Genomic DNA, 14104 nt, shown 5'->3' on the forward strand with positions numbered 1-14104 from the left:
AGACCATGAAAATTTCCGAAAACTGGCTGCGCGAGTGGGTGAACCCGCAGGCAAGCACGCAGCAGATCGCCGAGCGCCTGGTGATGGGCGGCCTGGAGCTTGAAGTCGAGCCGGCCGTCGCCGAACTCGCGAGCAAGGTCGTCGTCGGCCGCATCGTGTCGATCGCGCCGCATCCGAACGCCGACAAGCTGCGCGTCTGCCAGGTCGATGCGGGCCACGCCGGCATGCCGACCATCGTCTGCGGCGCCGCCAACGCACGTGCGGGCCTGCTCGCGCCGGTCGCATTGCCGGGCGCGAAGCTGCCGGGCGGCATCGAGATCAAGGTCGGTGAACTGCGCGGCGTCGAGTCTCAGGGCATGTTGTGCTCGGCCAAGGAACTCGGCCTGGCCGAAAAGTCCGAAGGCCTCATGGAGCTCGACAACGACGCCCGACCCGGCATGCCGATCGAGCAGTATCTCGACCTCAAGGATCAGATTCTCCACCTCGAACTGACGCCGAACCGCGGCGATTGCCTGTCGGTGCAAGGTCTTGCGCGCGAGATCGCGGCGCTCTACGGCCTGCAGCTGACGCGCCCGCGCATCAAGCCGGCGGTGGTCGTGCGCGAAAGTCGTTTCGCGGTCGAAATCGAAAACCTCGGCGACACCGCCAACTTCGCGGGCCGCGTCATCGAAGGCCTGAACCCCAAGGCGCGCACGCCGGACTGGATGCGCGAGCGCCTGCGTCGCAGCGGCATCCGCGCGATTCATCCGCTCGTCGACATCACCAACTACGTGATGATCGAGCTCGGCCAGCCGATGCACGCCTACGACGCCGACAAGCTCAAGGGCACGGTGAGGGCGCGCCGGGCCAAGGCCGGCGAGCGCGTGACCCTGCTCAACGACGCCGAAATCGAGCTCACGCCGACCGATCTCGTCATCGCCGACGACAACGGGCCGCTGGGCCTGGCGGGCGCGATGGGCGGCGCGGCCTCGGCCGTCTCCGGCACGACGACGCGGGTGTTCTTCGAATCGGCCTGCTTCAACGCGCTCGCGGTCGCCGGTGTCGGCCGCCGGCACAGGCTCAGTTCGGATGCGCTGTATCGCTTCGAGCGCGGCGTCGATCCGGAGCTGCAACGCGCCGCGCTCGAGCGTGCGAGCGAGCTGGCGATCCAGATCTGCGGCGGCGAAGCCGGGCCGATCACGCATTCCGGCCGTACCCAGCCCGAGCTGATCCAGGTCGGGCTGCGCCAGGCGCGCCTGAACCAGTTGCTCGGCCATGACATTCCAGCGCGCGAAGTCGAAGCCCTGCTCGCAAGGCTCGGCATCGGCGTCGTGCAGACCGAAGTCGGCGCCTGGCGCGCCAAGGTGCCGAGCTGGCGCCCGGACCTGCGCATCGAGCCCGACTTGATCGAAGAAGTGGCCCGCCTGTACGGCTACGACCGCATTCCGGCCAAGGCTTACGCGGCCCGCCTGCCGGTTTCGCGTCCGTCCGAAACCCAGCGCAGCGTCACGCGCGTGAAGGACCTGCTGGTTGCCCGCGGCTGGCAGGAGATCGTCACGCTGGCGTTCGCCGAGCAGAAGCTGCAGCAGGCGCTCGCGCCCGAGGTGCAGCCGATCCCGCTCGATAACCCATTGGCCGATACCCACGCCTACATGCGCGGCACGCTCTGGAGCGGGCTCGTAAGCGCCTGGCTGCACAACCGGGCGCGCCAGATTCCGCGCGTGCGCCTGTTCGAATCGGGCGTCGTTTTCAGCGAAGAGAACGGCCAGGTCGTCGAGCGCTCGCGTCTGGCGGGTCTCGCCGCCGGTCCGGTCGCTTCGCGCCAGTGGGGGCAGGCGGCGCGGCCGGTCGATTTCTACGACATCAAGTCCGACGTCGAGGCGCTGCTCGCATCGAGTGCGGGCGAATGCCGTTTCGAAGCGGCGACGCATCCGGCCTTGCATCCGGGTCAGACGGCGAAGGTCCTGCTCGACGGCGCCGCCGCCGGCTGGATCGGCCGCGTGCATCCGCGCGTCGCCAAGACGCTCGATCTGCCCGAGCAGCCGATCGTGTTCGACCTCGACTGGAGCTTGCTCGGCAGGGCGCCGATGCCGCGTCTGCAGGCGCTCAGCGAGTTCCCGTCCTCGCGCCGCGACCTCTCTCTCAAGGTGCCCGTCGCGGTATCCGCGCAGGCGCTTTGCGATGCCGTCCGGGACAGTGCCGGAGCCGAGCTCCAGCGCGTCAATGTCTTTGATGTATATCGGGGAACCGAACTTGGCGTGCACGACAAGAGCGTTTCCCTGGAGTTGATTTTTCAGGACGCGTCACGCACCCTTACCGTAGAAGAGGTCGACTCTTTCGTGGCGGAAATCTCAAAGCAGCTGCAAGAAAAATTGGGCGCCGCGATCAGGGTTTGATGGGGCTTTAATGGGCAATGTCGTGCGTGCAGGGAGTGGATCGTGGCGTTGACCAAAGCAGAGCTCGCTGAGGCGCTCTTCGACGAGTTGGGCCTCAACAAGCGGGAAGCCAAAGAGTTCGTCGATCTCTTCTTCGAAGAGATTCGCGGCCGACTGGAAGAAGGCAAGGAAGTCAAACTGTCCGGTTTCGGGAATTTCGAGTTGCGCAACAAGAACCAGCGTCCAGGACGCAACCCCAAGACCGGTGAGGAGATTCCGATCTCGGCACGCCGCGTCGTCACTTTCCGTCCGGGTCAGAAGCTGCGCCTGAGAGTCGAGCTCGATGCGTCCAGCTGAACTCAAAGCCGAGGCCGAGCTTCCGGAGATTCCACGCAAGCGCTATTTCGCCATCGGCGAGGTCAGCGATCTGTGCGACGTGAAGCCGCACGTGCTGCGCTATTGGGAGCAGGAGTTCCCGCAGCTCAAGCCCGTCAAGCGCCGTGGCAACCGCCGCTACTACCAGCATGACGACGTCATGATGGTTCGGCGCATCCGCAGCCTGCTCTACGAACAGGGCTTCACGATCGGCGGCGCGCGCCTGCGTCTCAAGGAAGTGAGCAAGGCAGCGGCTATCGAAGCGGTGCGCCGTCCGGCGCCCGCAGTCGAAACGAGCACGCGTGCGGCCAACGAGCCGGCGAGTCGCAACAACAAGATCAAGGCCTTGCGCGACGAGCTCGAAGATCTGCTGCGCCTGTTGCCGGAATAGCGGTTCCGGGTTCCTAGCAGCCGCGCTTTCCGTTAACATGCGCGGCCTTATCCGACGGTTCCCACTCGCGTGAGCCGTCAAAACGTTTTCATCGGTCGGGGCGTAGCGCAGCCTGGTAGCGCATCTGCCTGGGGGGCAGGGGGTCGCAGGTTCAAATCCTGTCGCCCCGACCAACTAATCGAGCACTGAGGTCGCAGGTAACTCCGCCGCGTCCTTATGTCATCCCTGATGCGCGCGAAGACTTGCGCATCTGCCGTGGTCGTCGGCGTTTTCAGCCGTCCGGGTAAGTTCGGGGCTCGCTCAGAGCTCAACACCACGGCCGCGTGATTCGCCTGCTCGCCGGTCAGCGGGGCGTACTCAAAGGCGCGGCACTCGACTCGGCTCCGCGGACCAGGCAGCAGCGGTCTGTCTGCAGTGAACCGGATCCTCATCGGTCCGCCGAGACTCGCCGTTGGTGAAGAAAAATACCCGCCAGGCTGGGGTGAACTTGGCGGGTTGAAGACTCTGCTTAGAGTGTGCCCGCACGGTTGAAGCGAGCAGGCTGATGATCGGGCCGGATCGCTGTCAGAAAGCTGAGCCCCAGCTTGCAGAATTGTTCGTTCGGGCGGTTGCCGGCACCGGCTTCTCTTCAGAAATTGGTGAATCAGCGATCCGCTCTATTCGCTGGTTTCTCGCGATGATCCTTTGCTTGCGGATCCCCCGAGCGCGACGCGCCGATCGGGAGGACCGGGAAGAGCCCTGTTGGTCAGCCGACCCTGGTTGGAGAGGACGGCGTGCGTGAACCGGGGTGCTGACGCGCATGTGACCCGTCTGCATCCGTAGGGGGCGCTGGCGGCTTTCCGGCCGGATTCTTCGTGCTTTTTTTCAGGCTTCCAGCGTTCGGCGGTGAGCACGTTGATGATTCTGCCGCCGCTTGCGAGGCGACCGCAGCATCGGCGTCGTCACCCAGCCAGATTCCGAGCCCTCTGGCCGCAGCGAGCAACGGGCTGTTCTTCTCAAGCTTGCGTGGTCCCGTGATGACGGCTTTGAGTGGCACATCGAGCACGGCGCCTTTCGTCCAGCACACCATCCGGTTCGTGTTTCCATTGGCGAGTAGTTCGACAGCGCGCAACCCGAAGATTGCAGCGAGACGACGATCCTCCGCGCACGGAGAGCCACCGCGCTGCAGGTAGCCGAGGCTGGTGCAGCGAGCTTCGATTCCGGAGCGCTTCTCCAACTCCTGCGCAAGCCATGTTCCGACACTTTCATACGGACCGAGTCCCGCAACCTGGGCGCGAACGCCTTCCGCCACGACGATCAAGGCATGGCGTCGTCCGGATGAAAACACGCGGCGGATGTGCGCGATGAGACTTTCGACGTCCATCCGCAGTTCGGGGACCAAGATGGCATCCGCCCCTCCGCAGAGACCGCCGTGCAACGCGATATGACCCGAACTCCGGCCCATCGTCTCGACGACGATCACCCGATGATGGCTCGCGGCCGTGGGTTGCAAGCGGTCGAGCGCGTCGCTGACGACCTGCACGGCGCTCGCAAAACCGACCGCACTTTCCGTTTCCGGCACATCGTTGTCGATCGTTTTGGGAATTCCGATCATGGGCAGGCGCGCGTGGCTGCACAGCTCGTGCAGAATTCTCATCGAACCATCGCCTCCAATGGCGACGAGCGCATCGAGGCCCAACTTTCGCGCACCGTCGGCGAACGCTTCCTTGCGATCAACGAGTTGCTGGCCGCTGCCGGGCTCGCCGTGGCTGATCGAGCCGAGGAAGCTGCCCCCACTGTGCAGCAGCGGAGCACTGAGGCGCTCGGGGCGCAGTTCGCAGTACTGGCGTGGCACGGCCGTCAGGCCCAGCGTGCCATCGGTGATTCCGAGCACGCGCCACCCATATGAATCCACTGCGTGACGAGTGACCGCACCGATGACGGCATTGAGTCCTGCGCAGTCGCCACCGCTCGTGAGAACACCGACGGTTTTCGTTGGATTGATCACATGATATCCATCATTGAGGGTTGATCGTCCGGCTCTGATCTTCCGAGGCCATCTGCCGTCCGGCGATGCAGCGCCTCCACTGCTTGCATGCGTCGGCTCAAGCTGAACCGGGTTTGGTAACGAGCACGTCGCAAGGTGCTGCGTCGATGATGGATTCGGCCACGCTGCCCATGAGGGCTCGATGTACGCCTCTACGGGCATGGGTGCCGACGACGATCACATCGGCGCTCACCGAGTCGACGAAATTGGCGAGCGCGTGAGGCGTCCAGCCAGAAAGCGCTCGCACGCGATCCTCGGGAATGTGGTGGGCCTGCGCGTATGACCGCAACGCTGTGGCATGATCCTGATGCAGATTCTCGTAGAGATCCGGAGCCCAGCTGTCCATCATGCCCTGAGCATCGGCCCGCAAGAACTGGTAATCCACCGAGGAGACGAGATACAGGTCTGCCTTGCACTGGATCGAGAACGCCAATGCCTGCTGCACGATCTGATCGTTGAAGTCTTCGTCATCGCCGGTGACCGGGCTGGCATCGATCGCGACGACCACTCGGCGAGGCAGCACGTGTGTCGGTTTGCCGACCAGCAGGGTCGGTGCTTCGACGTGAGTCAGCAGGTGCCAATCCGATGGTGTCAGCCAGGGTCTTCTGATGAAGGCTTCGTGCCGGACATCCTTGACGATCAGGTCGGGCTTGAACTCGTTCGCATACTCGACCATTTCCTCCCGCGGACTGAGTGTCCATACCGCGTTGGAGCTGACCTCGATTCCTCTTGGCTTCAGTGTCTCGGATTGCGCGATCAGCCATTGCTGCTGGATTTGCAGCCAGCCCTCTTTCGCCTTCGTCGAATCGTGAAGACTCGATCTCGATGCGTACTCCAGCAAGTGGTTGCAGCCAATGGTCACGATATGCAGCTTGCTATCGGTGGCTTGTGCCAATGCGACCGCACGATCGTAAGCCGGCGTTCGCAGCATCGAGGGATCGGCGAACAGCAAGATGTTCCGATAGGGGCCCATGGCGTGTTTCCTTGAGTGACGCCGGCAAAGAGTCTCGTGTCGGCCGCGGAGCGTCATGACCCGCGTCAACGATCGCGTTGGCGCCAGGTCCGGCTCCGCGTCGGCGAATTGATGCGCGTCAATACCGGCGGGAGCTTCAAGGTGGACCATGTAACGGTCAGCTGGAGACACCGATGAAGAAGCCGCACTTGCTTTCCTTGGAAGATTTCAATTCACTGGCGCAGGCGCGCGACGAGCTTCTTTTGCAGGCGCATCTGTTCAAGGCGGAGGCCGGAGACCGATGGCAGCAGGCAGAGCAGAGCTGGGCGACCTTGCGTGAAGAGCTCCGCGTAGCGCGGGAGTCGATCGACCGCTCGAGCCTCGAAGTGGCCTACGCAACGCAGTTGCTGTACGAGAGCTTGAGAGATGGCTACGCCGATCTGCGAAAGGTTCTGAAGCAGAATGTGAAGAGGTAGGCGCAGCCCAAGGATGAAAGCACCGGGCTTTCGCTTGACGTGCTGCTTGACCCTGTTCGCGGGCACCGCGACGGCGATTCCATCAAAGGGCGCGAGCAACGAAGAAGTCGTCACTTACAGCGACGGTGCATCGAACGTTTCGATCACATGCCCAACTCCTGGTGGTGCAGGTCTTCTGCGCCTGCGATTCTGGGTGATGATTGCTGCGTATCGATCCGGGACCGATGTCGTTGCAGCTACATGCTGGGGCGACCGCCCTCGCGGCGCGTTGACGAACGTCAAGGCGTCGCACATTGCGCTGTACGAAAGTGGAATTCCCGTGGGGCGCAATGCGGAGAACCGAGATGGCAATGAAGATGAAGGCGGCGATATTCGTCGAGCCCAATCGCATCGTGCTGGGCGAAAAGCCCATTCCGGATGTCGGTCCGCTCGATGCGCTGATCCGTATCACCACCACGACGATATGCGGCACCGATGTCCACATTCTCAAAGGTGAGTATCCGGTGAAGTCCGGGCTGACCGTGGGTCATGAGCCGGTCGGCATCATCGAGAAGCTCGGCTCGGCGGTTCGCGGCTATCGGGAAGGCCAGCGGGTGATCGCCGGCGCCATTACGCCGAGCGGGCACAGCATGGCCTGCCTGTGCGGTCGGCATTCGCAGGACGGCGCCGATACGCCGCACGGATTCAAGGCGATGGGAGGCTGGCGGTTCGGAAATACGCTCGATGGAGCGCAGGCCGAGTTTCTGCTGGTTCCCGATGCGATGGCGAATCTCGCCGCCGTGCCCCAGGGGCTCACGGATGAGCAGGTTCTGATGTGTCCCGACATTCTGTCCACCGGCTTCGCCGGTGCCGAAAGCGGCGGTATCCGCATTGGCGATACGGTGGCGGTATTCGCACAGGGGCCGATCGGCCTCTGCGCCACCGGTGGGGCGAGACTCATGGGCGCCACCACCATCATCGGCGTGGACCGTGTGCCGGCGCGCCTCGAAGTGGCGCGCCGCATGGGAGCCGATTACGTCATCGATGCCCGAAGCCAGGATCCTGTGCAGGAAATCCTCCGCCTCACGGAGGGCCGCGGCGTCGATGTGGCTATCGAAGCGCTCGGGAGTCAGAGCACTTTCGAAGCCGCTCTGCGCTCGTTGCGCCCGGGCGGGACCTTGTCATCGCTGGGCGTCTATTCCGAAGATCTTCGCATTCCGGTCGACGCGTTCGCGGCGGGACTGGGGGATCATCGAATCTGCACGACGCTTTGCCCTGGAGGCAAGGAGCGCATGCACAGGCTCATGTCCGTGATTCGATCGGGCAGGCTCGATACAAGACCGCTGGTCACGCACCGCTTCACGCTCGATCGCATCGAGGAAGCCTACGACTTGTTCTCGCACCAGCGCGACGGTGTGCTCAAGGTCGCGATTACGCCCTGAGGCGCGAGGTGGTTCGGGCGGGTATCGGGACGCCGATGCCCGCCACGGCCAGGGATGCATTTGCCGATCGATCGCTAGGCCTTGCGCGGTCTGGTGTGCCGCGATGCCCTGGTCTTCGGCAGCCGGTCGATGACGCCGGCGGCGAGCCCCCCGAGCAGGGCCAGCGCCGAATCTTTCTGGGAATCCCAGGGATCGCCCTGCGTGCCCAGATACGCCTGACCGAGTTCGCCCCCGAACGTCTCGGCCGCAAGCCATTCCATCAGCTCGTAGCTCAGGGAGATGGACGCGATCATCGTCAGGGGTGCCCAGCGTGATGCGGGTGACCTGGCGACCAGCTGAGGCGTCAGCATCTCGCGAAGTGGCCGGTGACAAAGCAGGCCGAAAAGAAAGTGCACCAGACGATCGTAGTGGTTGCGCTGCAAGCCGATCGTCTCGCCGAGCGAGCGGCCCAGCAGTGCCTCCGACCAGGCGGCATAGGGAACTTCCGCATACGTGTAGTGCGAGCCGATCTCGTGGGCGATCCCGAACACCGTCAACAGGGCGTACGAAGCGGTGCTCAAGGGCATTCGTCGGTGCCTGCGCAGGAGCCACCATGCCGACAGCAGTGGAAGAACGTTTTCGAGCGCCCAGTCTTGCGGGAACCAGGGCTTCCATGCGCAGACCAGCCAGGCTCCCATGAACGCGGCGACCATCAGCGCAGGCGCCGACGCGAGCGACGGGCTCCTGCCCGGTGCGGGAGGCGAGGCCGTCATCGCAGGCTCAGCGTCGCCGCGTGCGGGTAGGAAACCGGCGTCGCCGATGGGAGGGTATGCGACGCAGGCGATGCGGCGAAGGAGCACCGTGTGCCGGCTCGATGCGTTCCCACTGCCTCACGGATCAGGCTTCGGCCAGGCGACTATCGACGCCTGCGGCGATCATGCTGTCATGGATCCGCGAAATGGCGCGGTTCTGTATTTGTCTCATGCGCTCCATCGAGATGTCGTACTGCTCGGACAGTTCGCGCAGCCCTGCTTTGTCGTTCTGGATCCAGCGTCGCCGGACGATGTCCTTCGAGCGTTCGTCGAGTTGGGACCAGGCGGCATACAGTGCTTTCTTCTGCAGCTCGCTCCACTGTGCCGCCGCCGCCGCAGTGGCTACCACGTCGTCGTCACCGGGCAGATCGAGCCTGTCATGCATTTCATTCATTGCATGGTCCAGGGACAGATCGGCGCTGCCCAGTCGAAGCTCCATGGTGTAGACGTCGGCGCAATCGACATGAAGTTCGTCGGCGATGGCGCTGGCCTCCAGGTCTCGCAGGGATCCGGCTTCTGCCCGCCGGCTTCGCAAGCCGAAGAACAGTCTGCGTTGTGCCTTGGTGGTCGCGATTTTGACGATGCGCCAGTTTCGTACGATGAAGTCGTGGATCTCGCTGCGGATGTGATAAGTAGCGAAGGTCATGAGGCGCACGTCCATGCCTGGATCGAAACGCGACATCGCGCGCAGCAGGCCGAGGTTGCCCTGTTGAATCAGATCGGCAAGAGGCAATCCATAGCCCGCATAGCCACGGGCGATGTGCACCACGTAGCGCAGATTGGCGTGTACGAGCTCGTCTCTGGCGGCTGCGTCGTGTCCGTCTCGCACGCGCGACGCGAGTTCGAGTTCCCGGCATTTTTCCAGGCGCGGAACCCGGTTGACCGATCGAACATAGGAGTCGAGGTTGTCGGCGCGTAATGGCGGGATCGAACGCCGTCTCGAACTTTGAAGATTCAGGGTCATGGCGCGTCGTCACCTGGTCGGCGATATCAGCGTACGCCGACGAAGTTGTCGAAATGATGTTCGGCGTTGCGGACGTTCCGCTTGACAGCCGCGAAGCTCGAAGGGCTCACCGAGATCGAATCGATGCCGGCTCGGACCAGCAAGCCGGCGAAATCGGGCTGGCTGCTGGGGGCTTCGCCACACAGCCCGACCGGGATTTTCAGCTCGTGAGCGCGACGGATGACATCCTTGATCAAGCTGATGACGGCCGGACTGCGTTCCGAAAACAGCGGCGCGAGCTCGTCCGAGTCGCGGTCCACCCCCAGCGTGAGCTGGGTCAGGTCGTTGCTGCCGATCGAGAAGCCATCGAAGCGCTTGGCGAACTCTTCCGCGAGGATCACATTGGAAGGTATCTCGCACATGACATAGACCTTGAGCCCGCCCTGGCCGCGCTGCAGCCCGTTGAGAGCCATGACCGTCAGTACCTGATCCGCTTCTTCTGGCGTGCGGCAGAAGGGCACCATGACGATGACGTTGGAGAATCCGAGCTTCTCGCGCAGTTGCTTGATCGCACGGCATTCGAGAGCGAAGCCGTCGCGGTACCGCGGCGAGTAATAGCGTGAGGCACCGCGCAGGCCGATCATCGGATTCTCCTCGTGCGGCTCGAAGTCGCGACCTCCGAGCAGATCGGCGTATTCGTTGGTCTTGAAATCCGAGAATCGCAGGATCATCGGCTTGGGGTAGCAGCTCGCGGCGATACGCCCCAGGGCTGCCGACAGACGCTCGACGAAGTACTCGGTCCTGTCGGCGTAGCCACGTGTGAGCTGTTCGATCTGTCGCCGCTGCTCTTTGTCGGTGACGCGATCCAGATGGACCAAGGCCATCGGGTGGACTTTGATGGTGTTGCTGATGACGAATTCCATGCGTGCCAGGCCGATGCCATCGGCGGGCAGGCGCCAGGAGCGAAGCGCCGAAGCGGGATTGGCGATATTGAGCATCACCTTGGTTCGGGTGATCGGAATCTCGTCGAGCGCGAGATGATCGATCTGGATTTTCGACTGCCCTTCGTAGATGTGGCCGATATCGCCTTCGGCGCAACTGACGGTGACATCCTGGCCGTCATGAAGCAGGCGCGTGGCTTCGCCGGTACCGATGAGCGCGGGCACTCCCAGCTCGCGACTCACGATGGCCGCATGCGAGGTTCGCCCGCCATGATCGGTGACGATCGCGGCCGCCTTGCGCATGAGGGGAACCCAGTCCGGATCGGTGTTCTCCGCGACCAGGATCGAGCCGGAAGGAAAATCCTCCACTGCGCGGGGGTCGGTGACGAGACGAACCCTTCCGGCTGCGGCGGCCTCGCCGACGGCGAGCCCCGACAGCAAGAGGCGGCCCGGCAGGACCACGCGGTGCGTTTCGAGTGCGAATCCCTGCTTGCGTTGAGACTGAGCGGTCTCGGGGCGTGCTTGCACGATGTAGAGCTGCGCCGTGTCGCCATCCTTGGCCCACTCCATGTCCATGGCAACGCCGTAGTGCTTCTCGATGATGCAGGCCCAGCGCGCGAGTTGAAGGATTTCACTGTCGCTGAGCACGCTGCTTTCGCGCTCTGCCACCGATGTCGTCACCGTACGCGTGGTCGCACCGGTCTCGGCGGAATAGATCATCTTCAAGGCCTTGCCGCCGATCTTGCGCTCGATGATCGGAACCAGTGCCGGTTCCGTGAGCAGGGGCTTGAAGATCACGTATTCGTCCGGGTCGACGCGTCCTTGCACGATGGTTTCGCCCAGGCCCCATGACGCATTGATGATCACCACGCGATCACAGCCGGTTTCGGTGTCGACGGAGAACATGACGCCCGAGCCGCCGCTATCCGCGCGTACCATCAGCTGGACTCCGACGGACAGCGCGACCGACTGGTGATCGAAGCCGCGGGCCTGTCGATAGCTGATCGCCCGGTCGGTATAAAGCGATGCGAAGCAGTTGCGGCAGGCGTTCAGGAGTGCGGTTTCGCCGACGACGTTGAGATAGGTCTCCTGCTGGCCGGCAAAACTTGCGTCGGGCAGATCTTCTGCGGTTGCACTCGAGCGCACCGCCACCGCGACGCGAGTGCCGTTGTGCTGCTGGCAAAGCCGCTGATACGCACTGCGGATGGTCGCCGCCAGATCGTCCGACCAGATTGATCTCGAAAATGCGGTGCGGATGCGCTCGCCGGCTTGTGCGAGCGTGAGCGCTCCGGACGAGAGTGCAGACAAAGCCTCGCTGATCTCCGGAGCCAGCCGATTGGTCTCGACGAATCGTCTATAGGCATGGGCGGTGAGCGCGAAGCCGCCTGGTACGCGCACCCCCTGATCCGCGAGCTTGCGGATCATTTCACCGAGCGAGGCATTTTTTCCGCCCACCAAAGGCACGTCTTCGCGGCCCACCGATTCGAGAGGAACAACTTCAGGCAGAGACTGGCTCATGTTGATTACCTGTGCGCTTCAGTGAATAAAATTGCGAATGGATTTTTTAAACCGTGCGCTAGAGATAGTGCGTGAGCGAAGCTGCTGCCATGACCCGCGTCAATGGCGATATCGCGCAGCCGCGGGGTGAGGTCGATGCAGTCGAAAGCGAGAGGTCGGAAGCGGAGTGCGGGGCTGCTCGCCTATCGCAGGCGAGCCGGCCTCGTCGAAGTCTTCCTGGTTCATCCCGGCGGGCCGTTCTGGCGGGGGAAGGACGAGGGAGCGTGGAGCATTCCGAAAGGGGAGTGCTCCGACGACGAAACGGGAATGGATGCCGCAGCGCGCGAGTTCCGCGAGGAAACAGGCTTTGATGTTGGCGCCGGCCCTTTCATCCCCTTGGGAACGGTGCGCCAGCCCGGAGGAAAGCTCGTCGAGGCCTGGGCGGTGGAGTTCGATCTCGACGAGAGGGAACTGGTCAGCAACAGCTTAATGATCGAGTGGCCTCCAGGATCGGGAATGCAGCGCAGATTCCCGGAGGTGGATCGCGGTGCCTGGTTCAGCCTCAAGGACGCGAATGCGAAGCTGCTCAAGGGACAGCTCCGTTTGCTCGATCACTTCGGGAAAGCAGTGCCCGCCTGAGGAACGACAGGACGCGCTATCGCGAAGCTTCGATGCGCGTCGGGCCGATGAAGCCGATCAGGACAAAGAAGCGCGCGTTGAATCGGTCCGGTCGCTAACGGCGCGGGACATCGCTGCCGGCCGTGACTGTCTGCTTCGTCAGCAAGGATCTGGAACACAGCAGCCCAGGGATCATGGGCAGCCAGAAGCTCAGCCCTCTGAAGAGCAGCGTGGCCGATAGTGCGGCGGCTGCGGAGACGCCGGTCCATTGCAGGGTTGCGAATGAGGCTGCTTCGAAGGCGCCGATTCCCCCAGGCATGAAGCTGAGGCTGCGAACGATGGAGGAGATCATGAAGCTGGCGAAGACTTGAGCGGGCGATGCTTCCACGCCGAGCGATCGGAGCAGCGCCCACAAGGTCAATGCATCGAGTGCGACGATCGACAACTGCAGGACCGTCGCCCTCAGCAGCACCGACGGCTTCCGGAGTAGCCCCGGGTCTGCTTCTCTCAAGCTCTTGAGGCTTCTATTGAGCCAATCGAGCCTGTGCAGGGCCGGCGGCAACCGGACGGCTCTGCCGACGAGCAGCCATGTCGACGCGATCAATCCGATGCTGGCGATGGTGAACAATCCCGAGAGCATCAGGACCGGCGTGACGATCTGGCCGGTCCCCAGCGCGATCAGCATTGCGGCAGCCAGAGCAAGCAGATACGCGGTGAAGTACGACACGATGCTGACTCCGACGCCGCCCATGACGATGGAGGCTGACAGTCCTCGGTTTTTGAGTACGGAGGCCATCATCGTGGTTCCGCCGATGCCCATCAGCGGAATCGTTTGATCGACGAATAGCTTCGCCAGGCTCACCTGGAGCGCAAGGCCCAGTGAGAGCCGATGTCCGGCATGGCGGGCCAGATCGCGCCAGATCTGTCCTTGCGAGCAATAGGTGGCCGCCTGTAGCAGCACCGTTAGCGTCAGCCACTCGGGCCGGACCTCTTGCATGAGCCGTATGAACGCCTTCTCCTCGGATTGATGGAGCGCGACGCCGATCAACGCCGCCAGAATGCCGAGGCCCAGTAACCACGAGAGGAGCGCCAGCTTCTGATGTCGGCCCGTCTGCAGGGGCTGTTCGGCTGCTTGCGGGGTGCCTTCCGTGGTCTGCGCTTGATCAGCGCGATCTTTGCGCTGTTCCATCTCGAAATACTCCGCATTGCTGGAGCAGGGGAATGACGCTGAAGCTCTGCCGGTACCTGGAGTATCCCGGCGAGTGCCGGCTTCGGGTCAGCGGGAGCGACGTGCTGGCGCCGATGAGTCGTCGCTTCGC

12 protein-coding genes and 1 tRNA gene are annotated in these 14104 nt (G+C 63.4%); 7 read left to right on the forward strand and 6 right to left on the reverse strand.

Translation table 11 applies throughout. The features are described from left to right. Positions 1 to 5: 5 nt before the first annotated feature. From pheT to WQQ_RS17080, 4 genes are all read left to right on the forward strand, one after another. Complete coding sequence (gene pheT / locus WQQ_RS17065; RefSeq protein WP_007186487.1) at positions 6 to 2375, forward strand: phenylalanine--tRNA ligase subunit beta; 2370 nt, start codon at positions 6 to 8, stop codon at positions 2373 to 2375. 42 nt (positions 2376 to 2417) lie between these two features. Further along, positions 2418 to 2711 carry an integration host factor subunit alpha gene (locus WQQ_RS17070; protein WP_007186488.1) on the forward strand — a complete coding sequence of 98 codons (294 nt, stop codon included), beginning with the start codon at positions 2418 to 2420 and terminating at the stop codon, positions 2709 to 2711. Continuing rightward, positions 2698 to 3120 carry a MerR family transcriptional regulator gene (locus WQQ_RS25280; protein ID WP_007186489.1) on the forward strand — a complete coding sequence of 141 codons (423 nt, stop codon included), beginning with the start codon at positions 2698 to 2700 and terminating at the stop codon, positions 3118 to 3120. The genes WQQ_RS17070 and WQQ_RS25280 overlap by 14 nt, the downstream gene beginning before the upstream one ends. A 96-nt stretch (positions 3121 to 3216) precedes the next feature. Further along, positions 3217 to 3293, forward strand: a tRNA-Pro gene (locus WQQ_RS17080). A 572-nt stretch (positions 3294 to 3865) separates the two neighbouring features. On the opposite strand, the gene WQQ_RS17085 is transcribed toward WQQ_RS17080, so the two are convergent. Further along, entirely contained in the window at positions 3866 to 5107 is a 1242-nt protein-coding gene (locus WQQ_RS17085) for an ATP-dependent 6-phosphofructokinase (RefSeq protein ID WP_007186490.1), read from the reverse strand. Between the two features lie 97 nt (positions 5108 to 5204). Next, a complete protein-coding gene (locus WQQ_RS17090) occupies positions 5205 to 6119 on the reverse strand; it encodes a universal stress protein (protein WP_007186491.1) in 915 nt (304 codons plus the stop codon). Positions 6120 to 6292: 173 nt separating this feature from the next. Between WQQ_RS17090 and WQQ_RS17095 the strand changes: the two genes are divergently transcribed. Further along, positions 6293 to 6574: a hypothetical protein gene (locus WQQ_RS17095; RefSeq protein WP_007186492.1), complete on the forward strand. Its 282-nt coding sequence runs from the start codon at positions 6293 to 6295 to the stop codon at positions 6572 to 6574. Positions 6575 to 6918: 344 nt separating this feature from the next. Then, positions 6919 to 7995, forward strand: coding sequence for an NAD(P)-dependent alcohol dehydrogenase (locus WQQ_RS17100; protein ID WP_007186493.1), 1077 nt, complete (start codon positions 6919 to 6921; stop codon positions 7993 to 7995). Between the two features lie 74 nt (positions 7996 to 8069). On the opposite strand, the gene WQQ_RS17105 is transcribed toward WQQ_RS17100, so the two are convergent. The 3 genes from WQQ_RS17105 to ppsA form a co-directional block, all read right to left on the reverse strand. Continuing rightward, entirely contained in the window at positions 8070 to 8747 is a 678-nt protein-coding gene (locus WQQ_RS17105; RefSeq protein ID WP_007186494.1) for a DUF2238 domain-containing protein, read from the reverse strand. A gap of 124 nt (positions 8748 to 8871) precedes the next feature. Continuing rightward, on the reverse strand, positions 8872 to 9750 hold the full coding sequence (locus WQQ_RS17110; RefSeq protein ID WP_007186495.1) for an RNA polymerase factor sigma-32: 879 nt from the start codon (positions 9748 to 9750) through the stop codon (positions 8872 to 8874). A gap of 26 nt (positions 9751 to 9776) precedes the next feature. Beyond that, complete coding sequence (ppsA, locus tag WQQ_RS17115) at positions 9777 to 12188, reverse strand: phosphoenolpyruvate synthase (protein WP_007186496.1); 2412 nt, start codon at positions 12186 to 12188, stop codon at positions 9777 to 9779. Between the two features lie 135 nt (positions 12189 to 12323). Between ppsA and WQQ_RS17120 the strand changes: the two genes are divergently transcribed. Beyond that, a complete protein-coding gene (locus WQQ_RS17120) occupies positions 12324 to 12806 on the forward strand; it encodes an NUDIX hydrolase (protein ID WP_040454770.1) in 483 nt (160 codons plus the stop codon). Positions 12807 to 12900: 94 nt separating this feature from the next. Here WQQ_RS17120 and WQQ_RS17125 read toward each other — a convergent pair whose 3' ends face one another. Beyond that, complete coding sequence (locus WQQ_RS17125; RefSeq protein ID WP_007186498.1) at positions 12901 to 13974, reverse strand: lysylphosphatidylglycerol synthase transmembrane domain-containing protein; 1074 nt, start codon at positions 13972 to 13974, stop codon at positions 12901 to 12903. Between the last annotated feature and the right edge of the window lie 130 nt (positions 13975 to 14104).

Origin of the sequence: Hydrocarboniphaga effusa AP103 (assembly GCF_000271305.1) — a bacterium.
GTDB classification, from domain to species: Bacteria; Pseudomonadota; Gammaproteobacteria; order Nevskiales; family Nevskiaceae; genus Hydrocarboniphaga; species Hydrocarboniphaga effusa.

Bases quoted from the DNA above. Each gene is read 5' to 3' on its own strand.
- WQQ_RS17120 (WP_040454770.1), top strand. From the start codon at position 12,324: ATGCAGTCGAAAGCGAGAGGTCGGAAGCGGAGTGCGGGGCTGCTCGCC.
- WQQ_RS17110 (WP_007186495.1), bottom strand. From the start codon at position 9,750: ATGACCCTGAATCTTCAAAGTTCGAGACGGCGTTCGATCCCGCCATTA.
- WQQ_RS17090 (WP_007186491.1), bottom strand. From the start codon at position 6,119: ATGGGCCCCTATCGGAACATCTTGCTGTTCGCCGATCCCTCGATGCTG.
- WQQ_RS17100 (WP_007186493.1), top strand. From the start codon at position 6,919: ATGGCAATGAAGATGAAGGCGGCGATATTCGTCGAGCCCAATCGCATC.
- WQQ_RS17125 (WP_007186498.1), bottom strand. From the start codon at position 13,974: ATGGAACAGCGCAAAGATCGCGCTGATCAAGCGCAGACCACGGAAGGC.
- WQQ_RS17095 (WP_007186492.1), top strand. From the start codon at position 6,293: ATGAAGAAGCCGCACTTGCTTTCCTTGGAAGATTTCAATTCACTGGCG.
- ppsA (WP_007186496.1), bottom strand. From the start codon at position 12,188: ATGAGCCAGTCTCTGCCTGAAGTTGTTCCTCTCGAATCGGTGGGCCGC.
- pheT (WP_007186487.1), top strand. From the start codon at position 6: ATGAAAATTTCCGAAAACTGGCTGCGCGAGTGGGTGAACCCGCAGGCA.
- WQQ_RS17105 (WP_007186494.1), bottom strand. From the start codon at position 8,747: ATGACGGCCTCGCCTCCCGCACCGGGCAGGAGCCCGTCGCTCGCGTCG.
- WQQ_RS25280 (WP_007186489.1), top strand. From the start codon at position 2,698: ATGCGTCCAGCTGAACTCAAAGCCGAGGCCGAGCTTCCGGAGATTCCA.